The sequence below is a fragment of the Streptomyces fradiae ATCC 10745 = DSM 40063 genome, assembly GCF_008704425.1.
Classification (GTDB): Bacteria; Actinomycetota; Actinomycetes; order Streptomycetales; family Streptomycetaceae; genus Streptomyces; species Streptomyces fradiae.
The window spans coordinates 2,769,246-2,795,304 of record NZ_CP023696.1; the positions used below are offsets into that span (position 1 = coordinate 2,769,246).

A 26,059-nucleotide genomic window follows, 5' to 3' on the forward strand; every position below is an offset into this window, starting at 1 on the left:
GCGGGGCCCGGGCGTTCCCGGGTGCTGCCGGGGCGTTTCCCAGGGTGCCGCCTGGGCGTTCCCGGGTGCTGCCGGGGCGTTCTTCCCAGGGTGCCGCCTGGGCGTTCCCCGGGGCGTCGCGCACTTCACAGGAGCCGCCCCGCGCCTCCCCCTGTACCATGAGGACACCTGATCGAACCAACTCTGCCTGATGCAGGGCTGGCGCGACCGTATGGCGGCCGAGTCCCCCCTCCGCGGGACCCCGGTATCTACCGCGCTTCCGCGCAAGAGGACAGCCCTCGGCTGCTCCCGGCACTCCCGGTGAGCGCTACCAGGCGGCAGAAAGGCACGGGCCGTGGCATCCACGGTCACCTCGAACGCTGCGAAGCGCCCCGGTTACGGGCAGCTGCTGCGCACCCCCGGCGCGTGGGGGTTCCTCCTGCCCGGCTTCGCGGCGCGGCAGCCGTTCGCGATGCTCACCATCGGCATCGTCCTGCTGGTGCAGCACACCACCGGCTCGTACGGCACGGCCGGCGCCGTCGCCGCGGTGACCGGCGTGTCCATGGCGCTGTTCGCCCCGCAGAGCGGCAAGCTCGCGGACCACTTCGGGCAGCGCGCCGTACTGGTCCCCGGCGTCCTCGTGCACGCCGCGTCCGTGTCCGCGCTGACGGCGCTGGCCCTGGCCGGCGCCCCGCTGTGGGCGCTGTTCGCGGCGGCCGTCCCGAGCGGCGCCTCCGTCCCGCAGGTCGGCCCCATGGTCCGGGCGCGGTGGGCGGCCCGGCTGGACGGCTCGCCGCTGATGTCGACCGCGGCGGCCTTCGAGTCCGTCACGGACGAGTTCACCTTCGTCGTCGGCCCCGTCCTCGCGACGGCGCTGTGCACCGGCGTGCACCCCGCGGCGGGCCTGATCGCCGAGGCGTCCCTCACGCTCTTCGGCGGTCTGCTGTTCGCCGCCCAGCGGAGCACCCAGCCCGCCCACGGGCCGCATCCGGGCGCCGGGTCGCGGCCCCGCGCCTCGGCGCTGTCCGTGCGGGGCGTCCGCGTGCTGGTGGTGGCGTTCCTCGGGATCGGCTCGGTCTTCGGCGGCATGCAGGTCTCCCTCACGGCGTTCACCGAGGAGATCGGCAGCCCCGGCGCGAACGGCCTGCTGTACGGCCTGTTCGCGGCGGGCAACATGCTGGCCGGCGTCGCCGTCGGCGCCATCGCCTGGAAGTCCGGGCCCCGGCGCCGCCTGATCCTCGGGTACACGGCTCTCACGGCCGCCGCCTCGCTGCTGTGGTCCGCCCAGTCGGTGGCGCTGCTGGGCGCCCTCGGGCTGGTGGTCGGCCTGTGCATCGCCCCCGCGCTGATCACCGGGTACACGCTGGTCGAGTCCCTGGTGCCGGCCTCGGCGCGCACGGAGGCGTTCACCTGGCTGACCGGCGCCGTCGCGCTGGGCCAGGCCGCCGGGGTGACCGTCGCCGGGCGCCTCGCGGACGCGTACGGCTCGGCCGCCGGCTTCCTGGTCCCGCTGGGCGGCACCGCGCTGGCGCTCGTCACGCTGGTGGCGCTGCGGTCCTGGCTGGCCGCCCCGGCGTCCGCCCCCGCGGACACGGCCCCGGCGCGTGGCGTCGGTCACCGCGCGCCCGTGGCGGTGGACTGACGCGCCGGAATGCGTCACTATGGTTCGTCGTTAGCACTCATCGAGTGAGAGTGCCAGGAGGAAGACAAGTGCCGACCTACCAGTACCAGTGCACCGAGTGCGGCGAGGGCCTCGAGGCGGTGCAGAAGTTCACCGACGACGCCCTGACCGAGTGCCCGAGCTGCCAGGGACGCCTGAAGAAGGTGTTCTCGGCGGTCGGCATCGTCTTCAAGGGCTCCGGCTTCTACCGCAACGACAGCCGCGGCGCCTCCTCGAGCAGCTCCCCCGCGCCCTCGAAGTCCTCGTCGGCTTCCCCGGCCGCGTCGGCGTCCTCGTCGTCCGCTTCGTCCTCGTCCTCCTCGGACGCGAAGCCCGCGGCGTCGAGCACCGGCGGCTCCTCCGCCGCCTGACCGGCCCACCACACCACCCGAAGGCCCCGCCGTCCCGTACGGCGGGGCCTTCGGCGTACGGGACTCGGCCGTCCGCGGCGAGCAGCCGCAACCGATGGGGTCCGGGGGGCTTCGGAGGCGGGGTGTGCGCGTCTAGGGTGAGGCGCATGGCGACGCAAGCAGAGATCGGCGTGATCGGCGGTTCCGGGTTCTACTCCTTCCTGGAGGACGTGACCGAGGTCGAGGTCCCCACCCCGTACGGAAGCCCCAGCGACTCCCTCTTCGTCGGCGAGGTGGCCGGGCGCCGGGTCGCCTTCCTGCCCCGCCACGGGCGCGGCCACCGCCTGCCGCCGCACCGCATCAACTACCGGGCCAACCTGTGGGCGCTGCGCTCGGTCGGCGTCCGGCAGGTCCTCGGGCCGTGCGCGGTGGGCGGCCTGCGCGCCGAGTACGGTCCGGGCACCCTCGTCGTACCGGACCAGCTGGTGGACCGTACGAAGTCGCGCGTCCAGACGTTCTTCGACGGGGAGCCGCTGCCGGACGGCACGGTGCCCAACGTCGTCCACACCTCGTTCGCCGACCCGTACTGCCCCGAGGGGCGGCAGATCGCGCTGAAGGCCGCGCAGGGCCGGGAGTGGGAGGCGGTCGACGGCGGCACGATGGTCGTCGTGGAGGGGCCGCGCTTCTCCACGCGCGCGGAGTCGCGCTGGCACGCCGCCATGGGCTGGTCCGTCGTGGGGATGACCGGCCACCCCGAGGCGGTCCTCGCGCGCGAGCTGGGCCTCTGCTACACGTCGATGGCACTGGTCACGGACCTGGACGCGGGCGCCGAGACGGGCGAGGGCGTATCGCACACGGAGGTGCTGCGGGTGTTCGGCGAGAACGTCGAACGGCTGCGGACCGTCCTCTTCGACGCGGTCGCCGCGCTGCCGGCGGCCGACGCGCGGGCGTGCCTGTGCACCCACGCGCACGACGGCTGGGACCTGGGCATCGAACTGCCCTAGGGCAGCGGCCCGCCCGGCCAGGACTCGGGAGGCCTTGTCCCGCCGCCGTTCCCCCGGACGGCGGCGTGGGGGGCGGCCGAGGGGCTGGGAAGCCCGTACGAGAGCAGAATCGAAGTGACCGGCCGGGCGGCCGGTCGGGGGCCGGGGCCCGGGGCCACCCGCCGAGGCCGTGGCGGCAGCCCATGGCTCGGGCTCAGGCCCAGTCGCAGGGCGGCGTGATCCCGGGGCCGGGGCGCGTCGAGGCACCGTGGCGTCATCACGGAGCCGACCACGATCGGAGGTGCACCGCATGGCCCCCCTCGCTCGGACCCGCATGGCCGGCCGGGCCCGCATGGGCGGCATGGCTGGTCTCGAGCGGCTCGGCGAAACGTTCCGGCGCGCCGTCCACGCCGTCACCACGGCCGCCGACGCGCGCCGCCTGGCCTGGCTGAACAAGGCGGACTCCCACATCGGCACCACCCTGGACCTCCAGCGCACGGCCAAGGAGCTCGCCGACTTCATCGTGCCCAGCCTCGCCGACGGGGCCGCCGTCGACCTGCTGGAGTCCGTGCTCCTCGGCGGCGGTGCCGCCCGGCCCACGAGCGCGCGGGTGCCGCTGACCAGGGCCATGGCGGTCTCCGCCATCGACCGGCTGGCACACCTCGAGCCGGACCCGGTCGGCGAGCTGTCCACCTTCCACCCGACGCCGAAGCTGGCGCACAGGTGCCTGCTCTCCGGCCGCCCCATCCTGGTCCGGCACATCGCCCCCGACGCGTACGAGACCATCGCCCCCACGCCCCACGCGGCGGCGCTCCTGCGGGAGGCGGGGGTGCACAGCTACATGGTGGTGCCGCTCATCTCGCGCGGCGTCCTCCTCGGCCTGGCCGACTTCATCCGCTGCGCGGGCCGCCCGCCGTTCACCCCCGCCGACATGGCCCTGGCGGCCCAACTGGCGTCCAAGGCCGCCGTGCTCGTGGACAACGCCCGCCTCTACGGGCGGGAGCGCGAGACGGTCGTCACCCTCCAGCGGGCCCTGCTCCCGAAGGCCGCCCCGCCCACGCTGGGCCTGGAGGTCGCGTCGAGCTACCGCCCAGCCGCGAACGCCAGCGGAGTGGGCGGCGACTGGTTCGACGTCGTCCCCCTGCCGGGCGGGCGCACCGCGCTGGTCGTCGGCGACGTGATGGCCCACGGTCTGGAGGCGGCCGCCACCATGGGCCGGCTGCGCACGGTCGCCCGCACCCTGCTGAACCTGGACATCTCGCCCGAGAGGGTGCTCGCCCGGCTGGACCTCGCCGCCCGCGACCTGGAGGAGGACCAGGTCGCCACCTGCCTGTGCGTGCTGTACGACCCGGCGCTGGGGACGTACCGGGTGGCCAGCGCCGGACACCTGCCGCCGCTGCTGATCGACGCGGCCGGGAACGCCGAGTTCATGGACCTGGCGGTGGGCGCGCCCCTCGGGACCGGGGTCATCCCGTACGACCCGGTCACCGTGGAGGCGCCCGAGGGCAGCCGGATCATGATGTGCACGGACGGTCTGATCAAGGACCGGACCGGTGACGCGGGGACCTGGCTGGAGCGCCTGCGCGCGGCCGCTTCCGGGCCGCAGCCGCCGTTCGCCGACGCGTTCGACATGATCTGGGAGCGGACCGGCTGCGGTGAGCGCGGCACGGCCGGTGCCGCTCCCGGCGACACCGACGGGAACGGGTACGGGGGCGGATCCGGGTTCGGGGGCGGGTCCGGGTCCCGAGGCAGGTCGGGCGGTGGAGCCGGGCCCTCGGGGAACGGGGCAGGGGACGGCGGCGGGGGCGGCGGCCGGTTCGACGACGCGATCATGCTGGCGGCGGCACCGAAGTCGCTGAGCGAGGCGGTGATCCGGGAATGGCCGCTGCCCGCCGACGGTACCGCGGCGCGAACCGCCCGCCGTCTGGTGCGCACCCAGCTCGACGACTGGGAGCTGTCGGACCTGACCGAGGTGATGGAGCTGGTCGTCAGCGAACTCGTCGGCAACGCCCTGCGGTACGGCGGCGGCCCCGGCAACCTCCGCCTCCTGCGGCACAGCAGGCTGTGCGTGGAGGTGTCGGACAGCGGACCGGACCTGCCGCAGATCCAGCACGCGATGCTCAGCTCCGAGGGCGGGCGGGGGTTGCAGCTCATCAACACGATGTGCCGGCGCTGGGGCTCGTGCCGCACGCCCACCGGGAAGGTGGTGTGGGCGGAGCAGGACCTGCCCGCTCCGGGACCGTCCCCGTCGGGGGGCGGTGACGGGTCTCGGGGCCGATGAGGCACAGGACCGACACGGCACAGGGCGGGCGAGGCCCAGGGCCGACAAGGGCTCAGGACGGGTGAGCCGGTGGGGTCGAGCACAGGGATGTGCGGCGGTGGCGGACGCCGGGCGGATGGGGGCGGACGCCGAAGCGGACGCCGGGGCCTCGGGGTGCTCGTGCGGGTGGCGGACTTTTCCACAGGGCGTCCGCCTGTCCACAGGGCTGAGCGGGATGGGCGGGAAGACGGCAGGGTGAGGGGGTCGGCGTTCCGCCGGCGATAGGCGTCTCACGACAGGCGGTGAGCCATGACCTCTCGTACCCCGTCCCCCTCCCTGCCCTTACCCCCGCGGTCCCCCTCGCGGTCTCCTGCGCCGTCCCCCTCGCGGTCTCCTGCGCCGTCCCCCTCCACCCCTCCTTCCGCCGTGCCTGAGACATGCGCGGTGCCGCGGTTCGCGCCGGTGCGGGTGCGCGGCGGGAGGTACGCCTGGGCGCGGGGCGTACGGCGGGGGCGGCGGGCGGTGGCGGCCGGGCTGGCGATGACGGCCGCGGCGCTGGCGGCGTCGGGCTTGCGTGAGCCCGCCCCCGAGGTGGGCCCAGAGGCGCGGCGGGCGGTGGGCGCGGTCACCGTGGCGGGCGGCCCACCGGGGGCTGCGGAGAAGCCGGCGCGGCCGGCGCCGGAGGTCGTGTCGGCGCCCGTGCGGATCGCGGACGGGGCGACGGTACGCCTCCTGCGGCCGGGGGACCGGGTGGACGTCATCGCGGCGCCGCACACTCCGGCGGGCTCGTCCGCGGAAGGCGGCGGTCCTCCGGCGAGGGTCGTCGTGTCCGGCGCCAGGGTGGCGGCCGTACCCGGGGCGGAGTCCGCGGATGGCGCGGGCCACCCGCACCACCGGGCGGGCGGGTACCCGGGCCTCCCGGAAGGGGAAGGTGATCCTCCGGATGGGGTGGACGCGTTCGACGGCACGGGGCAGAGTGGCGGTGCGCTGCTCGTGCTCGCCGTACCGCGGGCGGCGGCGCCGGGCCTCGTCGCCGCGTCCGCCACCTCTCGGCTGGCGGTGGTCCTGTGCTGACTCGCACGTACGGTCTGGCCGGTCACCGGTCCGTGTGCGCCGATTGGACGGCCCCGCGCCGCACACGGCCTAATGACTGCGCCCACTGCACAAGCGACGAAAGGCACCCAGGTGAGCCAGGAGAACAAGACAAGCCTGCTGGAAGGCTTCAAGGCGTTCCTCATGCGGGGGAACGTGGTGGATCTGGCGGTGGCCGTCGTCATCGGTGCCGCGTTCACCAACATCGTCAACTCGATCGTGAAGGGCGTCATCAGCCCGATCGTCGGCGCCTTCGGCACCAAGAGCCTGGACGGCTACCAGTCCTGCATCAAGGGCCCGTGTGTGGTGCAGGGCGGCGAGGTCACGAGCGGCGTGGCGATCCTGTGGGGCTCGGTGCTCAGCGCCACGCTCACCTTCCTGATCACGGCCGCGGTGGTGTACTTCCTGATGGTGCTGCCGATGGCCAAGTACCTGGCGCGGAAGGCCGCGCGGGAGAAGGCCCTGCACGGCGCCCAGGACACCGTCGAGACCACCGAGCTGGACGTGCTGAAGGACATCCGCGACGCGATCGTGCAGCAGCGGGGCGGAGAGGCCACCGCGGGCTCGGGCGTCCGCACTCCGTAGACCGGCGGCACGCACAGCCGGGAGAGATCGGCGACGGCAGGCGGTGGGGCGGAAGGTCAGAGGTGGTGGGGCGGCTTCTCGTCGAGGAAGCGGGCCAGATCGTCGGCCCCGCCGTCGCCGCCGGGAGCCCGCTCGCCCCACCCACGGTCCGTATCGTCCGCGGACTGCTGCTCCAGCGGATCGTCGAAGGCCAGCGCCGGTGCCTTCTTCTTCACGGACTCGGGCCGGTCCTCCGCAGCGCGCGGTCCGGGGGCGGGGGCGGTACTCATGCACCCAGCGTACGCCGCCCCGCGCCGGCGCGGCCCGGGTGCTTCTCCCCGACCCGGCCCCGCCCCGGTCCTTGCCCGGTCCCCGGCCCGCCGGGGAGCGGGAGACCCGGGGCGGGGGCCGGGTGCGAGGATCCGGGGGCCGGATTCGCGGGGCCGGGTGGGACGGCGCGGGGCCGGGCGGCGCGGGGCCGAGTGGGGCGCGGCGGGGCCGAGTGGGGCGCGGCGGGGCCGGGTGGGACGGGGTCCGGCCGGCCGGAGCCGGGCCGCATGTGACCAGGCCGAGTGCGACCCCCGCCGGGTGTCTGCCCGGTGCGGTCGGCGGTCGGCGGGGTGCCGGTCTTGGGGGTGCCCGTGCTAGGCAAGGGGGATGGACTCCTGGACGCTGACGGACGGGCTGACGGATGTCGCCGGATTGCGCGTGGGACACGCGCGGGTGCCCGGCGAGCGGGCGCTGAGCGGGACGACGGTCGTCCTCGCGCCGGAGGGCGGTGCCGTGGCCGCCGTGGACGTGCGGGGCGGCGGGCCCGGGACGCGGGAGACGGACGCGCTGCACCCGGGCAACGTGGTCGACCGGATCGACGCCGTCGTCCTGACGGGTGGCAGCGCGTACGGGCTCGACGCGGCCGGGGGCGTCATGGCGTGGCTGGAGGAACGGGACCGCGGGGTGCGGGTGGGGCCGGACGTGGGGCAGGTGGTGCCGGTCGTCCCGGCGGCGTGCGTGTTCGACCTGGGGCGGGGCGGCGACTGGCGGGCCCGGCCCGGTGCGGCCACCGGGCGGGCCGCCGTGGAGGCGGCCGCCGCGACGGAGCCGGGCGCACCGGTGGTCTGCGGGAACGTGGGCGCCGGGACGGGGGCGGTCGTCGGCGGGCTGCGCGGCGGGGTGGGGTCGGCCGGCACGGTGCTGGACGGTTCCGGCGTGACCGTGGCCGCACTGGTCGTGGTCAACGCGGTCGGTTCGGCGGTCGACCCGTCGACGGGTGTCCTCTACGGAGCGTACGGGGACCCGGTCTTCGCGGCGGACGGTATGCCGGGACGGCCGGCGTATCCGGACCCTCAGGTGCACGCGGCGGCGGCACGGCGGTTGGCGGAGGCGAAGGAGCGGAGCAGTACGCCGTCGCTCAACACGACCCTCGCCGTGGTGGGGACGGACGCGGCGCTGACACGCGCTCAGGCGCAGAAGGTCGCGGGGGTGGCGCACAACGGCATCGCGCGCGCCGTAAGACCCGCCCACCTGCTGAACGACGGGGACACCGCGTTCACATTGGCGACGGGCGCACGCCCGCTCGCAGAGGGGCGCGAACCACTCGCGCTGAACGCGGTGCTGGTGGCGGCCGCCGACGTGGTGTCGCGCGCCATCGTACGGGCCGTACTGGGAGCGCGGCCGACCTCCGGCACAGGTGGCGACTTCCCGTCATACCGCAGCCTGTACGGGACGCTGCCGGGGCTCGAAGGACCGTGGGACGGCGCGGGCACGGATGGGGCGGAAGCCCTGAACAGGCGGCGCGGCCCCGGTTGTTGACCGCCCGGTAGGGGGGCGCGCGGGAACTCGTCGCGTGCGCCGTCCGTTTTCCGGAAGCCGGTCGCGTTGTCGCACCGAGGCACTACCTTGAGCAAGCATCGAGTAACACGCGGCGACGGCCTGGAGACCCACCTTGAACGATCCGATCGATCGGAACGATCCATACGAGACCACGGAGCTGCACGTCGAGCGGCTCCTGGGTCGGGCGCTCAACTCCTTCGACCTGCCCGATGCCCTGGTCGAGCGGCTTCGTACGGCGCTGGCGCACGCGAGTGCGCTGCACGCCTCGCACCACAGCCCGTTCCTGCACCGCGCCACGTACCGGCACACGTACCTGCTGGCGGACGGTGAGTCGCTGACGCTGTGGGAGCTGGTGCACCACACGGGCACGGACGGCCGCGACCACCACGAGCTGTACGCGGACCAGGCGGAGGTGCGGATGGCGGCGGCGCGCCTGTCGTCGGCGTTCGGGGCGCCTGGCGCCGCGGGGACGGCCGACCCGCTGGACGACGACCTGGACGCGGACCTGGAGCTGCTGAGCGCTCTGCTGGTGCGCCCGCTCACGCCGGCGCCGCGCCGGTACGTGCCGGACGACTCGGCCGACCACGCGCGCCGGGTGCTGCGCCGCGCGGAGAACGCGGACCGGCCCGGCGAGGCGGTGGCGGCGCGGCTGCGGGAGGCGTTCGCCCACCACATCCAGCAGGTCTTCGGCCGGCAGTGCGGGGTGGCGGGCGGCAGGGACGCCGGGTTCTCGCTGTACGAGCACGCGTTCCTGCTGATGGACGGCACGGAGATGAGCGTGTGGGAGGTCGAGCACACGGCGACGCCGGACGGGCGGCACATGTGCGAGGTGTACGAGGACGAGCGCTCGGCGCGGGCGGCCATGGAGGTCCGCGCGGCGCGGGCGTGGTGAGCCGGATGGCGGCCGGTCCGGGGCGGTGTCCCCGGGCTCGAAGAGGTCTCAGGGGCCCGGGGCATTCCTAGAGGCACGGGGGATCTCCAGGGCCCGGGCGCCCCAGGGGCCGGCCGCGGGGCCCGGGGTCTGCGGAGGGGGACCTCCGGAGGGCCGGTTCGGGTGGACGGCCAAGGAAGACCGGCAGGGGGCACGACGGTTCGGGGAGGACGGCTCAGGAAGACCGGTGAGGGGAACGACGGTTCCCGGAGGCCGGCACCGGCGGGGGCGGCCTCCTCGGCCCGGCGGGGCCCCGCGCCGGGAAGCCCCGGCGCGGGGCCGGCGCCGGGCGGGCCGGCCACCGCACGGGCCGGCGCCGCCCTCCGCCCCGGCCCCCCTCCCGGCGGAGATCCCTACGGGGTACGGGCTCCGCGTGCCGCCGCCACCGGTTCCGGCCGGGCCCCGCGCGGCCCCGTCACGCCACCCCGGCCGGCGCCCCCGGCTCCACCGCCGGGCCCTCCGCCGGGTGCCTCCCCGACGCCCCGTGCGCCCCGCGCGGCCCCGGCCGCCGAACCGCCCCCGGCGGTCTCGTCCGGAGACGCCGCCCCGCCGGAGCCCTCCTCCGCGTCCTCGCCCTGTCGGCGCGGCCGGGCCGGCAGGGCGAACATCACCAGGAACACCGCGCCCAGCACCACCGCGACCCAGCCGAGCGCCCCGGTGGCCGCGTCCACCACGGCCCGTCCCGGCCCGGTCGGCACGAAGACGACCGACACGAGGCCGAGGCCCAGGGCGTTGCCGAGCTGCGTCACGGAGTTGACGATCCCGGAGGCGGACCCGGCGTGCTCGCGCGGCACGTCCGACAGCACCGCGTCCGTCAGCGGCGCCACCACCAGGCCCATCCCGGCGCCGAGCACCACGAGCGGGGCCGCCATCTGCCACGGCTCGATGCCCGTGCCGTACCGGTCCGCCTCCCAGAGGTAGAGGCCGACGCCGGCGATCATCGTCAGCGCGCCCGCCTGGAGCACCCTCCGCCCGAAGCGCGGCACCAGTACCTGCACCGACACGCTCGCCGCGACCGACACCGCGAGCGAGAACGGCACCCCGGTCAGCCCGGCCCGCAGCGGGCTCCAGCCGAGCCCGGTCTGCATGTACAGCGTCCACACCAGGAAGAAGATGCCGAGCGCGATGCCGAACGTCAGCTGCACGGCGACACCGGCCGCGAAGCTCTTGACCCGGAACAGCGACAGCTCGACCAGCGGTGACCCGTCCCGCGCCCCGCGGCGCCGCTCGTAGAGGACGAACGCCGCCGCCACCGGGACGCTGCCGGCCATCATGACGAGGCACCACAGCGGCCAGTCCAGCTCGGCGCCGCGCGTCAGCGGGTACATCAGCAGCAGCATCGCGGCGACCGCGACGGCGACGCCCGGCAGGTCGAGCCGCAGCGCCCGCGGGGCCTTCGACTCGGTGATGAACACCCGGCCGAGGAGCAGCGCGGCGATCCCCACCGGCAGGTTGATCAGGAAGATGGGCCGCCACCCGAGCCCGAACAGGTCGCCCTCCATGAGCAGCGCGCCCAGCAGCGGACCGGACACGGAGCCGAGCCCGACGATCGCGCCGAACAGCCCGAAGACCTTTCCGCGCTCGTGCGCGGGGAACGTGGCGTGCACGATCGACAGGACCTGGGGGACCATCAGCGCCGCCGTGCCGCCCTGCAGCACGCGGGCGGCGACCAGCATCTCCGGGCCGGTGGCCAGGCCGCAGAGCGCCGACGCCGCGGTGAACCCGGCGACCCCGGCGAGGAACAGCCGCTTGCGGCCGTAGATGTCGCCGAGCCGGCCGCCCGTGATCAGGCCGGCGGCGAAGGCGAGCGCGTACCCGGCGGTGATCCACTGGGCGGTACCGAAGCCACCGCCGAGGTCCCGCTGGATCGACGGCAGGGCGATGTGGACGATCGTGACGTCGACCAGGTCCATGAAGGCCGCGGTCATGACGATGGCGAGGGCGACCCAGCGGCGGCGGTCGGCCGCCGGCGCGGCCGGGGCGGTCCCCGGCGGGGGCGTCGCCTGCGCGGCGCCGGTACCGGAGGACCCGCCGGTACTGGCGGTACTGGAGCTGCTGGGGCTGCTGGGGCTGCTGGAGCCACGGGCGGTGGCCGAGGGGTGGGAGGAGGTCATGGGCGGCACCGTAGGAGCCGTATAGGACGGACCATGTCCTAGATCACCGGCAGGCTGTACGCATGACGGACACCCCGGCACGCCTCCTGACTCTGCTGTCCCTCCTCCAGACGCCCCGCGAGTGGCCGGGCAGCGAGCTGGCCTCCCGGCTCGGTGTGACCCCGCGCACGGTCCGCCGGTACGTGGACCGGCTGCGCGGCCTCGGCTACCCGGTGGAGGCGACGAAGGGCGCGGTCGGCGGGTACCGGCTGGCGGCGGGCAAGGCGATGCCGCCGCTGCTGCTGGACGACGAGGAGGCCGTGGCCATCGCCGTGGGCCTGCGGGCCGGCGCGGGGCACGCCATCGAGGGCGTGGAGGAGGCGTCCGTACGGGCGCTGGCGAAGCTGGAGCAGGTGCTGCCGGCGCGGCTGCGGCACCGGGTGTCGACGTTGCAGAGCGCGACGATGCCGCTGGCGCGCGGGGACGGCGCCGCCGTGTCGGCGCGGACGCTGACCGCGCTGGCGGCGGCGGTGGCGGGCCGGGAGCGGCTGCGGTTCGGCTACCGGGCTGGCGACGGGACGGAGTCGCGGCGGCAGGCGGAGCCGTACCGGCTGGTGTCGACGGGGCACCGCTGGTACCTGGTCGCGTACGACCTGGAGCGGGAGGACTGGCGGACGTTCCGCGTGGACCGGGTGGACGAGCCGTACGCGACGGGCGCGCGGTTCACGCCGAGGGAGCTGCCGGGCGGGGACGCGGCGGAGCTGCTGGGGCGGTCGCTGCGGCGCAGGCGGGAGGGGCTGGAGGTGGACGTGTCGTTCGCGGCGCCCGCGGCGTTCGTGGCGGCTCGCCTGCCCGCCTACCTGGCCCCGGCGGTGGTGGGGGCGGAGGATTCGGGGGCAAGGGAGCGGGTGGGCGTGGATGGGGCTGGGGGGACTGAGGGGGTCGATGGGGCTGAGGGGGACACCTGCCGCGTACGGGCGCGGGTGACGGACTCGGTGGAGTGGCTGGCGGTACGGCTGGGCCCTGGTGGACGCCGAGTTCACCGTGCACGGCCCGCCCGAGCTGGCCGAGTACGTCACGTCCCTGTCCGCCCGGCTGGGCCGGGCGGTCGGGGCGCACGGCCGGACCGGGTGACCGGACCGGGTGACCGGACGGGGTGACCGGACCGGGTGGCCGGGGGTTCCGGGACCGGGCCTGATGACCGGCAGGGGTGGCCGTCGCGAGTGACCGGGCCGGGTGATCGCGCCGGGTGATCGCGCCGGGTGACCGGGCCGGGGCCGGAACCCGCCGCCGGACAGGCCGCAGCCCCTCACCGGGGGGGGAAGGCAAGGGGCTGCGGGTCTTGGGCCACCGTCCCGCCCCTGGGGGGATCCGGGCGGGACGGTGGGTCTGTGGGTCACGCCGCCGCGTCGAAGCCCGTGTCGCGGGCCATCCGCTTCAGCTCCAGCAGGGCGTGCTTCTCGATCTGGCGGATCCGCTCCCGGGTCAGGCCGTGCTCCTTGCCGACCTCCGTGAGGGTCCGCTCGCGGCCGTCCTCGATGCCGTACCGCATCCGGATGATGGAGGCGGTGCGGTTGTCGAGGCGGTCGATCAGGTCGTCCAGCTCCTCGCTGCGCAGCAGGGTCAGCACCGACTGCTCGGGCGAGACCGCCGACGTGTCCTCCAGCAGGTCGCCGAACTGGGTCTCGCCGGCGTCGTCCACCGACATGTTCAGCGACACCGGGTCGCGGGCCCAGTCGAGCACGTCGGTCACCCGCTCGGGCGTGGAGCCCAGCTCGGCGGCCATTTCGGCGGGCTCCGGGTCGCGGCCGTGCTCGCGGTTGAACTCGCGCTGCACACGGCGGATGCGGCCCAGCTCCTCCACCAGGTGGACGGGGAGCCGGATCGTGCGCGACTGGTCCGCGATGGACCGGGTGATGGCCTGGCGGATCCACCACGTCGCGTACGTCGAGAACTTGAAGCCCTTGGTGTAGTCGAACTTCTCCACCGCGCGGACCAGGCCCGCGTTGCCCTCCTGGATCAGGTCCAGCAGGGGCAGACCGCTGCGCGGGTAGCGCCGGGCCACGGCGACGACCAGACGCAGGTTGGACCGGATGAAGACGTCCTTCGCACGCTCACCCTCCGCGACCAGGCGCTCCAGCTCCTCGCGGGTCGCGCCTCCGGCCTCCGTCTCCACCTCGCCGTCCAGGATCTGCCGGGCGTAGACACCGGCTTCGATGATCTGGGACAGCTCGACCTCCTTGGCGGCGTCGAGCAGCGGCGTGCGCGCGATCTCGTCGAGGTACATGCCGACCAGGTCGCGGTCGGCGATCTCCCCGCCCACGGCGCGAACACTGTTGGCCCGATCGGTCCCGGTGGTGGCGGACTCGGGACGGGCGACGGCACGGGTTGCCATGCGAGCTCCCTTACTGAGTAGGTCGCGACACCCTTCCGGGTGCCCTGCATCCGACGGAAACAACGACTGGAATCAGGACAGAATTCCCAAGCCGCCCATCGGATTGGCGGATCATGCAGTACCCTGCGCCGCCCGGCGGGCGGGGCATCCCATGATCACTAGAGTGGAAACGCAGGTCGGAACGGGTGCGGCGGCTCGTCTCCCGCGCCTGGCGGGACCGCGCGGCACCCGCGCGTGAGATTCCCGTCACACAGGTCACGGTGCCTCACCCCCGAACGGCGTCACCCCGGCTGCCTCCGGCCGGGAAGACGATCCCCATACCCGCCCGGTTGCCCTCAACAACGGCCCGACCGGCCGGGATGTTCCGGCGCGACGTCTCGCGTCCCAGAGTGCGGACGGACGGAAACCGCATGGTGGTCCCCGACGGCCGGCGCGGACGGCGAGGCGGTACGGGCTTCAGGACCGGAGACCCGCACGGGACGGTACGGGAGGCAAGGACCTGAGACCCGCACAGGACGGTACGGGGGGCCAGGACCGGAGACCCGCACGGGACGGTACGGAGGCCCAGGACCGGATGCGGGCGGCCGGTGCGCCGCGAGGACCAGGACGCAGGGCCACCCGGGCTCCGCCCGCGGGCCGTTACCGCCCCGTGCGGGCCTCCCTAAGGTGCGGTGCATGGACGACACTCGCACCCCCGAGGCGACCGAGAAGGCCGACACGACAGCCACCACAGCCACGGCAGGCACGGCAGGCATGGCAGGCATGGCAGGCACGGCAGGCATGGCAGGCACGGCGAACGCGGCAGCCACGGCAGGCCCGACGGGTGCGCCGGGACCAGCGGACGCGGCAACGCCCACCGCCGCACCCGGCGCGGAGACGACCGGCGTGCTGGACGAGGCGCTGGAGCGGCTGCACGCCGCCGGTCCGGAACGGCAGGGATGGCTGAGCAACCACGCGCCGATGGCGGTGGAGGCCCTCGTACGGCACGGCCACGCGCCACGCGTGCACCGCTGGCTCGACGGGTACCGCGCCAAGCTGGAGGACATGCCGGCCCCCCGTGCGCGTGTGACGCCGGAGAACTGGCGCGAGGCGCTCGGCGACCCCACCCGTATCGCGGACTGGACCGGCTACTTCGAGCGGGACACCGCCGCCCGGCCCTGGCGCGAGGTCCTCGCCGAGTGGTGGCCCCGCCTGCTGCCCGGCATCGCGGGCGGCGCGACCCACCCGGTGATCCGGGTGGGCCACGCCGTACGGACGCTGCTCACCGGCGGGGAGACGGCGCCGCGCGTCACCGAACTGGCGCATGCCCTCGGCTACTGGGCCGCCCGCCACCAGCCCCTGCCGCCCCTCACCCTCCTGGACCCGTCGCCCCACGCGCCGGGAGCCCCCGCCCGCCCGGCACCCCTCGCCCACCCGGCGCTCCCCACCCACCCGACGACCCCCACCCACCCGGCGCCTCCCGCCCACCCGGCGCCTTTCGGCGCCCCGGACCGCCTCGTCCCGGTACCGGCCTCGGCCGCCCTCGACGCCGTGGCGGCCGTCCCCGACCAGTCGGCGGGCATCCGGCACCGGCTGGCCCAGCTGACCGCCCTCCCGCGGTGGGGCGCCGACGGGACCGACCCGGACACCGCGCGGGCCCGCCTCACCGAACTCGTCGCCGCCGCCACCCACCGGTACGCCACCCACGGGCACGGCGAACCGGTCATGCTGGTGCACGCGGCGACCGCGCCCAACGCCGTTCTGCGCGCCCTGCCCGCGCTCCCCCGCTCCCTGTGGGCCCCCAGCGTCGGCGCCGCGTGGGCGGCGAGCGCGGCGGTCACGGCCGCGTACACACCGGCGGCGCCCGCGGCCTACGCGACGGGCGCGGCCTACGCGACGGGCGCGGCCTACGCGGCGGGCGCCGCCCCGGACCCCGGCGAGGTGTTCGCGCGGGCGGCGGCCCACGGCGACGACCACGCGATCAAGTTCGCGGACACCGCCCTGGACGTCGGCGACCCGCTCGCCCTGACCGCCGCCGCCCTCGCCGTCGAGCTGATCGGCCCGGACGCGGCCTGACCCGGGGGGCCGGCGGACGGGGCGGGCGGGCCACGCCCGCCGGGCTCAGCCGAACTGCACGGACCGCTTCGCGAGGCCCATCCAGAACCCGTCGATGACACTGCGGGCCGTGCCCAGGTCGCCCGCCGCGTCCGCCGCGCCCAGCGTCACGAACAGCGGCGCGAAGTGCTCCGTACGCGGATGGGCGAGCCGCCCGGCCGGGGACTTGTGCAGGAAGTCCAGCAGGGCGTCCACGTCCCGCGCGGCCAGGGCGCGGCGGCCCCAGTCGTCGAACTCGGCCGACCAGGCCGGAACGCCGCCCTGCCGCAGCGCGGCCAGGTTGTGGGTGAAGAAGCCGCTGCCGACGATCAGCACGCCCTCGTCGCGCAGCGGCGCCAGCCTGCGGCCGAGGTCCATGAGCCGGGCCGGCTCCAGGGTGGGCAGGGACATCTGGAGGACCGGGACGCCCGCGTCCGGGAACATCTCGACGAGCGGGACGTACGCGCCGTGGTCGAGCCCCCGGTCGGGGATGTCCTGCACGGGGGTGCCCGGAGCGCGCAGCAGCTTGCGCACCGCCTCGGCGAGCGCCGGGGCGCCGGGGGCCGGATAGCGGACCGTGTAGTAGTGCTCGGGGAAGCCCCAGAAGTCGTGGACGAGCGGCACCGTCTCGGTGGCGCCCAGGGCGAGCGGGGCCTCCTCCCAGTGCGCGGAGACCATCAGGACGGCCTTCGGCCGGGGCAGGCCGGCGGCCCATGCGGCGAGCTGGCCGGGCCAGACGGGGTCGTCGGCGAGCGGCGGGGCGCCGTGGGAGAGGTACAGGGCGGGCATCCGCCCGGCGAAGGCGGCGCCCCCCGTGGCGGCGGTGGTCCCGGCAGCGGCGGTTCCGGTGGCGGCAGCGGTTCCGGCGGCGGCAGCGGTTCCGGTGGCGGTGGTTCCGGTGACGGCCGCGGCGGGGTGCGAGGGGGCGGAGGGGGTACGGGTCATGGCGGTGGTCGTCCTGTTCGCGTCACGTGGGCCTCACGCTTGAACGTTCAAGCTCTTACAGGGCCTACGGTAACGCTGTTTAGTTGAAGCTTCAAGAAGAAGTACAGTGGATGCATGAACACCGCATCCATCGACGGCGAGGGCGCCGCCGGACCGGGCACCACGGACGGGACGCGCTGGCTCACCGACCGGGAGCAGCACGTCTGGCGTGCGTACCTCCACGCCACCATGCTCCTGGAGGACCACCTCGACCGGCAGCTCCAGCGCGACGCCGGGATGCCGCACGTCTACTACGGGCTGCTCGTCCAGCTCTCCCAGGCGCCCCGCCGCCGGATGCGGATGACCGAGCTGGCCAAGGCCGCCAAGATCACCCGCTCCCGCCTCTCCCACGCCATCGCGCGCCTGGAGAAGAACGGCTGGGTGCGCCGCGAGGACTGCCCCTCCGACAAGCGCGGCCAGAACGCGTACCTGACGGACGAGGGCTTCGAGGTGCTCCGCCGCAGCGCTCCGGGCCATGTGGAGGCCGTGCGGCAGGCGATGTTCGACCGGCTCACGCCCGACCAGGTCGACCAGTTGGGCAGGATCATGCGGGTGGTCGCCGACGCGCTGGAGCCCTCGGACCCGACCGCGGACCTGCCCTGGCTCCGCTGAGGCGCCGGCACCGGCCGTCGCCTCCCGCGCCCTGACCCGACGGGCACCGCCGGGCCCCGGCGCACCCCGACCGGCCGGCGCCCGACCGGCCCGGCACCCAACCTGCCCGTTGCCGACCGGCCCGGCGCCCGGCCGGCCCGGCGCCCGCCGCCGGGCCCAGCGCTCCCACCCGCCGCCGCGCCCCCGCACCACCCGCCCGCGCCAAGCGCGTCGCGGCACGGCCTGGAGCCCCCACCCGCGTTCACGCGATCGGGTCACCCGGCGCGCGCCCCCGCACCACCCGCCACAGGCTGTGGGCATGCAGCAGCCGACCAGCCGACGACGGCGAATACGCCAGACGGCCGCGCTCGGAGCCGCCGCGGCCGTGGCCGTGGGTGCCCTCGCCACGGCGAGCGCCACGCTCGACGGGCCCGCCCCCGCCACCGCGGGCCCCGCGGCCTCCGACCCGGCGGCGGCGCGGGCGCTCGCGGAGTCCGCCGACGCCGGCGGCCTCGCCGCCTGCCGCATCCGCGCGGAGTCCGGCGTCCAGATGTCCGAGGGCATCCCGACACCGCCCGGCTACACCCGTTCCACCGGCGTGGTCCGCGCGCTCAACCTGATGATCGACTTCCCCGACACGCCGGGCGAGGGCCCGGCGATGCGCCGGTACCGCGAGTTCTTCCCGCAGACCGCCGACTGGTTCCGCGTCAGCTCGTACGGGCGGCTGCGCTACGTCCCGTACGCGCCCGTGCCGTCCTGGCTGCGGATGCCGCTGCCGTTCACCGAGTACGGCATCGACCGGGGCGCCCCCTACGAGCCGGGGTACCGCAAGCTGGTCGAGCACATCGTGGAGGCGGCCGACGACCGCGTGGACTTCAGCGCGTACGACCTGGTCAACGTCCTGGTCACGCCCAACGCGGGCCCCTCGGCGCTGGACACGGTCCTGTCCGTCACCTTCTCCGGCAACGGCGAGGCGCCGAGCGCGGACGGGGTGACGCTCTCCAACACGTCGTTCGTGTACAGCCGCCAGGACGACGGCTCCGGTTCCTTCCACGAGACCGGCTACCGGGTGCTCCCCCACGAGAACGGCCACGTCTTCGGCCTGCCCGACCTCTACACCGCCGAGGGCGGGGCGGCGGTCGGCCACTGGGACATCATGTCCGAGGACTGGGGGGCCAACAACGACCTGCTGGGCTGGCACAAGTGGAAGCTCGGCTGGCTCGACGCCTCCCAGGTGCGCTGCGCGTCCAGGCCCGGCACGCGCGAGTACACGCTGACGCCCCTGGCCCGGCCGGGGAGGGGCGTGAAGCTGGCGGTCGTCCCGCTGGGCGAGCTGGCCGGGTACGCGCTGGAGGTCCGCACCGGCGAGGGCAACGACGAGGCGGTGTGCGACCCGGGCGTGCTGGTCTACCGGGTGCGGGCCGACGTGGACACCGGCCAGGGTCCGGTGACCGTCCAGGACGGCGACCCCGGCAGCGGCGGCTGCACCCGGCACCCGAACGTGCACGCCGAACTGTCGGACGCGCCGTACGGACCGGGGGAAACGTTTCGTGACGCGGCGGCCGGGGTGACGGTCACGGTCCTGTCCCGTGAGCGGAACGGGTCGTACCGGGTCCGCGTGACGCGCGGCTGACCCGGCCGGGACCGCGGCTGCACCGGCCGGGCCCGCGGCGGGACCGGGCGGACCCGCGGCGGGACCGGGCAGACGGGCACGGGCGGACGGGCGGACGGGCGGACAGGCGGACAGGCGGACAGGCGGACGGGCGGACGGGCGGGAGGCTCTCATGCCGCTCCGGCAGCCCTGAGGGAACGACGGCTAGCAGCCCCCCGCAGCCGCGAGCGCATCCCGCAACCGGTCCTTCAGCACCTTGCCGCCGGCGTTGCGGGGCAGCGGGAGGTCCTGGAGGACGACGTGGGCCGGGACCTTGTAGGCGGCGAGGCCACGGGCGGCGTGCGCCCGCAGTTCGCCGGCCGTGACCGTGCCGGACGCCTCGCGGAGCCGTACGACCGCGGCGACCTCCTCGCCCAGTACGGGATGGGGGACGCCCACCACGGCGGCCTCGGCGACGGCGGGGTGACCGTACAGTGCGGCCTCGACCTCGGCGCAGTACACGTTCTCCCCGCCCCGGATCACGACGTCCTTGACGCGGTCGACGACGCTGATCCGCCCGTCCTCGCGCACCACGGCCAGGTCACCGGTCCGGAACCACCCGTCCGCGGTGAACGCGGCGGCCGTCGCCTCCGGGTTCCGCCAGTAGCCGCGGACGAGGCTCTGGCCGCGCAGCAGCAGCTCGCCGGTCTCGCCGTCCGGCAGCGGCCGCCCGTCGGGCCCGGCGACGCGGGTCTCGGTGACGGGGGTGGGGCGGCCGACGCTGTCGGGCCGGCGGCGGTACGCCTCGCCGTAGTGGGCGAGGACGCCGCCGCAGGTCTCGGTCAGCCCGTAGCCGTTGCGCGGCTCGATCCGGTCGCCGTACGCGTCGGTGAGGCGCCGCACCAGTGCGGGCGGGGCGGGGGCGCCGCCGGTGTTCAGGTTGGTGAGGGTGGCCAGGCGCCGCCCGGCGGCGGCGTCGAGGAGCTGGAGGGCGGTGGCGGGGACGCCCGCGTAGTGGGTGACGCGGTGGCGGTCGACGAGGTCGAGGGCCTTGGCGGCGTCCCACCTGCGCATCAGCACGAGGGTGCCGCCCGCGGCCATGACGGCGTACACGGAGGTGAAGGCGGCGGCGTGGAAGAAGGGGAAGGTGGTCAGCGACACCGGCGGCCGGGCGGTGGCGGGGGCGCCGCCCCGGTCGAGCGCGGCGGCGGCGGCCTGGTAGCGCGGGTTCATGGCGGCGGCGACCTGCGCGCTGTGGGTGGCGACGGCGCCCTTGGGGCGGCCGGTGGTGCCGGAGGTGTAGAGGATGGTCGCGTCGTCGTCGGGCCGCACGACCGGGAGCGCCGGAGCGGCGGACCCGCCCTCGCACCCGGCGCCCCCGCACGCATCCGGGACGCCCCCGCACGCATCCGGGACGGTCCCGCCCGCACACCCGGCGCCCTCGCACGCATGCGCGGCGGCCTCCCGTGCGGCGGCCCGGAAGTCCAGGCAGGGCACCCCGTTCCGCGAGGCCCATCCCCCCAGGAGCCGGACCCGCTCGTCGTCGGCGAGGAGGACACCGGGCGCGCAGTCGTCGAGGGCGTACGCGCACTCGCCGGCGGTCCACCAGGCGTTCAGCGGGACGGCGACCAGCCCGGCGAACTGCGCCGCCCAGAACGCGACCTGCCACTCGGGGTGGTTGCGCCCCGCGATCACGGCCCGGTCGCCGGGCCGCAGCCCGTACGCACCGGCCAGCCGCCGCGCCAGCGCCCGCGCGGCACGGAGGAAGAGGCGGTACGTGTACACGGTGCCGTCCTCGCCGACGAGGAACGGCGCGTCACCGTGGGCGCGGGCGGCGTCGGCGAACTCCGGCAGGGTGCGCGGCCCGGCGGCGTACCGCAGCCGCCCGTCGCCGCCCCGCACCACGGCGAAGGGCGCTCCGGGGGCGGTGAGCAGGGCCTCGGCCCGCGACGAGGTCTCGACGTACGACACGCGGGGACGCTACAGCACCGCCCTCAGGCCCCCGCGGACGGCCCGGGCAGCCGCCCGCGCGAGAACCCCGCGTGATCACGCGGCGCCGGTCCACGGCCGCCGATGACCCCCGGGCCCCGGCTCGCCCAGCCCCACCCGCCGGGCCGGACTCCCACGACCCGACCCGCAAGACCCGACCCCCACGACCCGACCCGCGAGACCCGTCCCGCAGAACAGGCCCCCCACGGCCAGGCCCCCACGGCGGCCCGGCCCCGTCATGGCCCCGCCCGCACGTGCGGGCGGCTCAAGGCTTCCGCGCCGCGGCCACCCCGGCGGCCTCCTCCGAACGGTCGGCGCCCGCCGCGCTGCCGGGCAGGCGGAGGCGTTTGAGGGCGAGGGCGTTGACGGCGACGATGACGCTGGAACCGGACATGGACAGTGCGGCGATCTCGGGGCGCAGGACCAGGCCGGTGGCGGGTTCGAAGACCCCCGCGGCGATGGGGAGGGCGACGGCGTTGTAGCCGATGGCCCAGCCGAGGTTCTGCCGCATCTTGCGCACGGTGCCGCGGCCGATGCGCAGGGCGGTGGGGACGTCGAGGGGGTCGGAGCGCATGAGGACGAGGTCCGCGGTCTCGATCGCCACGTCGGTGCCGGCGCCGATGGCGATCCCGAGGTCGGCCTGGGCGAGGGCGGGGGCGTCGTTGACCCCGTCGCCGACCATGGCGACCTTCCGGCCGCCGCGCTGCAGCTCCGCGACCTCGGCGGCCTTGTCGCCGGGCAGAACCTCGGCGATGACGGTGTCGATGCCGAGCTGGTCGGCGATGCGCCGGGCGGTGGCCTCGTTGTCGCCGGTCAGCATGACGACCTCGACGCCGAGGGCGTGCAGTTCGGCGACGGCCTCCCCCGACGACTCGCGGGCCGCGTCGGCGATGCCGACGAGCGCCGTCGCCCGGCCGTCGACAGCGGCGATGACGACCGTACGACCGGTGGCGGCCAGTTCCTCGCGGCGCGCGGCCAGCCGGCCCAGGTCCACGCCTTCCCGCTCCATCAGGCGGCGGTTGCCGACGGCGACGCGGTGTCCCTCGACGACGGCGGTCGCGCCGTGACCGGGCACGTTCTCGAAGTGGCGCGCGTCCGCCCGGGGTACCCGCCGGCCTTCCGCGTGGCGTACGACCGCCGCGGCGAGCGGATGCTCGGACTGCCGCTCCACGGCGGCGATCAGGCGCAGGGCCTCACCCTGATCCGCGCCGGGGACGGTGACGACGTCGGTGACCTCCGGTTCGCCCTTGGTGAGGGTGCCGGTCTTGTCCATGACGACGGTACGGATGGAGGCGGCGGTCTCCAGGGCGACGGCGTTCTTGAACAGCACGCCACGCCGGGCCCCCATCCCCGTACCGACCATGATCGCGGTCGGGGTGGCCAGGCCGAGGGCGTCGGGGCAGGTGATGACGACGACGGTGATCGCGAAGAGCATGGCGGCGCCGAAGGGCCGGTCGGTCGCCAGCAGCCACACGGCGAGGGTCAGCGCTCCGCCGATCAGAGCGACGAACACCAGCCAGAAGGCGGCCCGGTCGGCCAGCCGCTGCCCGGGCGCCTTGGAGTTCTGCGCCTCCTGCACGAGCTTGACGATCTGGGCGAGTGCCGTGTCCGCTCCGACCCTCGTGGCCCGCACGCGCAGGGTGCCGTTGGCGTTGACGGTCGCGCCGACCACCGGTGCGCCCGGCGCCTTGTGCACGGGCAGGCTCTCCCCGGTCACCGTCGACTCGTCCACCTCGCTCTCCCCCTCCTCGACCACACCGTCCGCGGCGATCTTGGCGCCGGGCCGGACCAGCAGGAGGTCGCCGACGGCGACGTCGGCCGTGGGCACCTCGACCGGTTCGCCGTCGCGTAGGACCAGGGCCTTCGGCGGGGCCAGATCGAGGAGGGCGCGGATGGCGTCGTTGGCGCCGCCCCTCGCGCGCATCTCGAACCAGTGGCCGAGGAGCACGAACGACGCCAGGACGGTCGCCGCCTCGTAGAAGACGTCCCCGCCGCCCGTCAACGTGATGACCAGCGAGTACAGCCAGCCCGCGCCGACGGCGACCGCGACGAGGACCATCATGTCGAGGGTGCGGGCGCGCAGGGCCCGTACGGCCCCGCCGAAGAAGATCGTGCACGAGTAGAAGATCACCGGCAGGCTCAGCAGCAGCGCCCACACGTCCTGCCGCAGGCCGAACGGCACGGGGACATGGAGGCCGAACACGTCCTCGCCGATGGGCGACCAGATCACGATGGGGATCGAGAAGACCAGCGCGACGAGGAAGCGGTTGCGCATGTCGGCGACCATCGCCGCCATCGACATGCCGGCGTGCCCGCCGTGGCCCATGACCTCGTCCGGCGAGGGGCCGCCTTCGCGGGGGGCCTGCGCGGGCGGCCCGGTCGGGGGGTGGGCGCGGGGCGCCCCCGGTCGGGCCGCCGCGACGGGCCCGGCGGGCGCGGCGGGCGCGGCCCCGGCCGCACCGGACGGGGCCGTACCGGAAGGGACCGCACCGGACGGCACCGGCTCGGCCAGGGGGTCACAGATGTGCGCGGGCACGGCCTGACCGGCACAGTGGTAACCGCACTCGGTCACCCACGCGCGCAGCTCCGCCACCGAGGTACGCCGGGGGTCGATGACCACCGTGGCCTCCTGGGCGACCGGGTTCACCTCCACGTCCACCACCCCCGGCCGCCGGCGGAGCACGGCCGTGACGGTGCTCTGCTGCGAGGCCCAGTTCAGGCCCCGGACGTCGAGCACCGCCGTACTGCGGTCCTCGCCCGCGGGAGGCTGCCGGGGACCGCGGCGTTCGCCTCCGTGGCCGTTGGACGGATGGGACATGTAGATCCCTCCAGCTGCGTACGGGCGCCCCGGCCTCCCCCGCGCGGCGACAGGTCCGCAACCAGTGTCGCGCGCCCCGTCCCATCGCGCCGCCCAGCCGGGTCCTCACGAGCAGGGGGCGCCCACCACACCGACACGACCACCCCGCCCCACAGCCCCCGCATGATCGAACCGATTCGCCGCCCTCGCCCCCATCACCCCACCCCGATCCGCTAACCTGTGTGAGGCCGCCCTCAGCAGCGGCCCACCCTTGCAGGTGCTCGGGCGAACTCCCCCTGGGAGTACCCACCCACCCGGCACCCAAGGCCCCGCCTCCGTAGCTCAGGGGATAGAGCACCGCTCTCCTAAAGCGGGTGTCGCAGGTTCGAATCCTGCCGGGGGCACAGCCAGAAGGGCCAGCTCAGGAGGGGTTTCCTCCCAGGCTGGCCCTTCGCCATGTGCGAAGTCGTGCCACTCGCGCCGCTACTGCCACGCGAAGGCCACATCCCCCAGCCGGAGCCCCCTCCCCCACCGCCCTACGAGAGCGGCCAGTGAACAACCGTCGCATCGTCGTGCGTCTTGCCGCGAGGCCAGCGCCGACCGTCGGGGTCGCCGCCCTCCACCTCCCGCACGCGGCGGATCAGCCCATCCGGGCCGGTGGAGTCCAGGACGGCCAGCACCTCCCGCCAGTCGGCGAGGGCGAACTTGTCGACGAGGCGCGTGGCGCCGTCGCTCAGCAGCGTCACGGACGCCAGCGATTCCAACGGCACCGTCCCCGCCAGGGCGTGTTCCGCCGCAAGCGGGTCGGGGCCGGCGATCCAGAACCCGCCCGGCCGGTTACGCAGACCCGTCAGGGCATCGCGGTACTCGGCGAGTGCGGCGGCGTGTTCGGGTGTGCCGGTGGGCAGCGCGTCGACCGGCCCGCGCAGCCGCTTGCCGACCTCGTCCAGGCGCCGATCGGCAACGGCGGTCGTCTCCCCCTCCCAGTTCGCGAGGAGGAGGGTGGAGTGGCGCGCTCTCCACCTGGACACCAGGGGCCAAGCCCGCTCCACTGCGTGTGGGTCGAAGGCAGACGGGATGGGAGCTGGGGAGGCTGGTGGGTAGAGGTTGGTGGGCCTGAGGCAGCTCACGACTTCTTGCCAGCTTGTACGTCCCGTACGGCGCGCGTGATGCGCCGTGCGGCCTCGGCAGGATTCTCGTGTTCCCAGACCCGGATCACCGTCCACCCATCGGTGCGCAGCAACTCGTTGGTCTCAGCATCGCGAGCACGGTTGCCTTCAAGCTTGGTTCTCCATGAATCAGCGTTCTTCTTGGAGGCGCGCATGTGCTCAGGACAGCCGTGCCAGAAACACCCATCCACGAACACGGCGATTTGTTCTCTCGGGAAGACGATATCGGCCCGGCGGCGCACCCCTTCCAATGGTTGGGTATCCACGCGATAGCGCAGGCCAGCTCGGTGCAACAACGAGCGCAACGCCAGCTCCGGCTTGGTGTCCCGACCACGGTTGGCCCGCATGACCGCGCGGACCTCCCGAGAGGATGCCTTGGAGCCGGGCGGTAGCGGCTCCTCGGTCAACATCCCAGCGGCTCGGGCCTGCTGCCAAGCTTGAGCGAGGTTGGCGGCGCGCGTCTTGTGGTCAACCTCTCCGATGTACCGCTCCTGAGTCTTACCGTCTTGGGACCAGCGAAGGTAGGCACGTATGCGGCGGTTGCCTTTGGGCAGCCGCAACGAAACGGACGCGCGCGCGTACCGGTCCTCGCCGATGGCGACAGTGCGGCGGTGGCGACCGCCAGCGGCGCGGTCCTGTTCGGCGGTCGGCTTGACGCCCTTGCGTCGTTGGTACGCGCGCTCGGGCGGTCGCGTTTCCTTCCAGGTGCGCGTGTCCACAATCACCAC

Annotated in this window: 19 protein-coding genes, 1 tRNA gene and 2 pseudogenes; 14 read left to right on the forward strand and 8 right to left on the reverse strand. The window is 75.2% G+C overall.

Features of this window, described 5'->3' with window-relative positions; translation table 11 throughout:
• Positions 1–334: 334 nt before the first annotated feature.
• The 6 genes from CP974_RS12220 (at position 335) to mscL (ending at position 6,909) form a co-directional block, all read left to right on the forward strand.
• Positions 335–1,621 (forward strand): MFS transporter, encoded by a 1,287-nt coding sequence (locus CP974_RS12220; RefSeq protein WP_031131048.1) that lies wholly within the window; start codon positions 335–337, stop codon positions 1,619–1,621.
• Between the two features lie 68 nt (positions 1,622–1,689).
• Complete coding sequence (locus CP974_RS12225; RefSeq protein WP_031131051.1) at positions 1,690–2,010, forward strand: FmdB family zinc ribbon protein; 321 nt, start codon at positions 1,690–1,692, stop codon at positions 2,008–2,010.
• A gap of 146 nt (positions 2,011–2,156) precedes the next feature.
• Positions 2,157–2,993 (forward strand): S-methyl-5'-thioadenosine phosphorylase, encoded by an 837-nt coding sequence (locus CP974_RS12230; RefSeq protein ID WP_031131053.1) that lies wholly within the window; start codon positions 2,157–2,159, stop codon positions 2,991–2,993.
• Between the two features lie 340 nt (positions 2,994–3,333).
• Positions 3,334–5,253 (forward strand): ATP-binding SpoIIE family protein phosphatase, encoded by a 1,920-nt coding sequence (locus CP974_RS12235; RefSeq protein WP_078915561.1) that lies wholly within the window; start codon positions 3,334–3,336, stop codon positions 5,251–5,253.
• 927 nt (positions 5,254–6,180) lie between these two features.
• On the forward strand, positions 6,181–6,306 hold the full coding sequence (locus CP974_RS30840) for a hypothetical protein (protein WP_308425534.1): 126 nt from the start codon (positions 6,181–6,183) through the stop codon (positions 6,304–6,306).
• Between the two features lie 111 nt (positions 6,307–6,417).
• On the forward strand, positions 6,418–6,909 hold the full coding sequence (gene mscL / locus CP974_RS12245) for a large conductance mechanosensitive channel protein MscL (RefSeq protein WP_031131058.1): 492 nt from the start codon (positions 6,418–6,420) through the stop codon (positions 6,907–6,909).
• A 56-nt stretch (positions 6,910–6,965) separates the two neighbouring features.
• Here the strand turns inward: mscL and CP974_RS12250 are convergent, their stop codons facing one another.
• Positions 6,966–7,178, reverse strand: coding sequence for a hypothetical protein (locus tag CP974_RS12250; protein ID WP_031131059.1), 213 nt, complete (start codon positions 7,176–7,178; stop codon positions 6,966–6,968).
• 367 nt (positions 7,179–7,545) lie between these two features.
• On the opposite strand from CP974_RS12250, the gene CP974_RS12255 reads away from it, so the two are divergent.
• Together CP974_RS12255 and CP974_RS12260 are read left to right on the forward strand one after the other, a co-directional pair.
• The gene (locus tag CP974_RS12255; RefSeq protein ID WP_051839343.1) at positions 7,546–8,697 is read left to right on the forward strand and encodes a P1 family peptidase; all 1,152 of its coding nucleotides are present in this window, start codon (positions 7,546–7,548) and stop codon (positions 8,695–8,697) included.
• Positions 8,698–8,830: 133 nt separating this feature from the next.
• Positions 8,831–9,610 (forward strand): DUF6227 family protein, encoded by a 780-nt coding sequence (locus CP974_RS12260; RefSeq protein WP_031131062.1) that lies wholly within the window; start codon positions 8,831–8,833, stop codon positions 9,608–9,610.
• Positions 9,611–10,002: 392 nt separating this feature from the next.
• Here CP974_RS12260 and CP974_RS12265 read toward each other — a convergent pair whose 3' ends face one another.
• Positions 10,003–11,577: an MFS transporter gene (locus CP974_RS12265; RefSeq protein WP_223844452.1), complete on the reverse strand. Its 1,575-nt coding sequence runs from the start codon at positions 11,575–11,577 to the stop codon at positions 10,003–10,005.
• Between CP974_RS12265 and CP974_RS30160 the strand changes: the two genes are divergently transcribed.
• Both CP974_RS30160 and CP974_RS12270 read left to right on the forward strand, forming a co-directional pair.
• A complete protein-coding gene (locus CP974_RS30160; RefSeq protein WP_223844453.1) occupies positions 11,576–11,788 on the forward strand; it encodes a hypothetical protein in 213 nt (70 codons plus the stop codon). The two genes, CP974_RS12265 and CP974_RS30160, sit on opposite strands and share 2 nt — an antisense overlap.
• A 37-nt stretch (positions 11,789–11,825) precedes the next feature.
• Positions 11,826–12,876, forward strand: a pseudogene (locus tag CP974_RS12270) (helix-turn-helix transcriptional regulator).
• Positions 12,877–13,138: 262 nt separating this feature from the next.
• On the opposite strand, the gene CP974_RS12275 reads toward CP974_RS12270, so the two are convergent.
• Entirely contained in the window at positions 13,139–14,137 is a 999-nt protein-coding gene (locus CP974_RS12275; RefSeq protein ID WP_031136143.1) for a sigma-70 family RNA polymerase sigma factor, read from the reverse strand.
• Between the two features lie 675 nt (positions 14,138–14,812).
• Here CP974_RS12275 and CP974_RS12285 point away from each other — a divergent pair.
• Positions 14,813–16,192 carry a questin oxidase family protein gene (locus CP974_RS12285; protein WP_223844454.1) on the forward strand — a complete coding sequence of 460 codons (1,380 nt, stop codon included), beginning with the start codon at positions 14,813–14,815 and terminating at the stop codon, positions 16,190–16,192.
• Between the two features lie 45 nt (positions 16,193–16,237).
• Here the strand turns inward: CP974_RS12285 and CP974_RS12290 are convergent, their stop codons facing one another.
• Complete coding sequence (locus tag CP974_RS12290; protein WP_031137057.1) at positions 16,238–16,999, reverse strand: dioxygenase family protein; 762 nt, start codon at positions 16,997–16,999, stop codon at positions 16,238–16,240.
• A 270-nt stretch (positions 17,000–17,269) separates the two neighbouring features.
• On the opposite strand from CP974_RS12290, the gene CP974_RS12295 reads away from it, so the two are divergent.
• Positions 17,270–17,806: a MarR family winged helix-turn-helix transcriptional regulator gene (locus CP974_RS12295; protein ID WP_031137055.1), complete on the forward strand. Its 537-nt coding sequence runs from the start codon at positions 17,270–17,272 to the stop codon at positions 17,804–17,806.
• A 298-nt stretch (positions 17,807–18,104) separates the two neighbouring features.
• Positions 18,105–19,418, forward strand: coding sequence for a M6 family metalloprotease domain-containing protein (locus CP974_RS12300; RefSeq protein ID WP_031132195.1), 1,314 nt, complete (start codon positions 18,105–18,107; stop codon positions 19,416–19,418).
• 183 nt (positions 19,419–19,601) lie between these two features.
• On the opposite strand, the gene CP974_RS12305 is transcribed toward CP974_RS12300, so the two are convergent.
• Both CP974_RS12305 and CP974_RS12310 read right to left on the reverse strand, forming a co-directional pair.
• Positions 19,602–21,347, reverse strand: coding sequence for a class I adenylate-forming enzyme family protein (locus tag CP974_RS12305; protein WP_037938015.1), 1,746 nt, complete (start codon positions 21,345–21,347; stop codon positions 19,602–19,604).
• Between the two features lie 283 nt (positions 21,348–21,630).
• Positions 21,631–24,183: a heavy metal translocating P-type ATPase gene (locus tag CP974_RS12310; RefSeq protein WP_078915627.1), complete on the reverse strand. Its 2,553-nt coding sequence runs from the start codon at positions 24,181–24,183 to the stop codon at positions 21,631–21,633.
• 310 nt (positions 24,184–24,493) lie between these two features.
• Here CP974_RS12310 and CP974_RS12315 point away from each other — a divergent pair.
• Positions 24,494–24,566, forward strand: a tRNA-Arg gene (locus CP974_RS12315).
• Positions 24,567–24,698: 132 nt separating this feature from the next.
• Here CP974_RS12315 and CP974_RS12320 read toward each other — a convergent pair.
• Positions 24,699–25,169: pseudogene (locus CP974_RS12320) on the reverse strand (integrase); the annotation flags it as partial.
• Between the two features lie 119 nt (positions 25,170–25,288).
• Positions 25,289–26,059 (reverse strand): very short patch repair endonuclease, encoded by a 771-nt coding sequence (locus CP974_RS30170; protein WP_223844455.1) that lies wholly within the window; start codon positions 26,057–26,059, stop codon positions 25,289–25,291.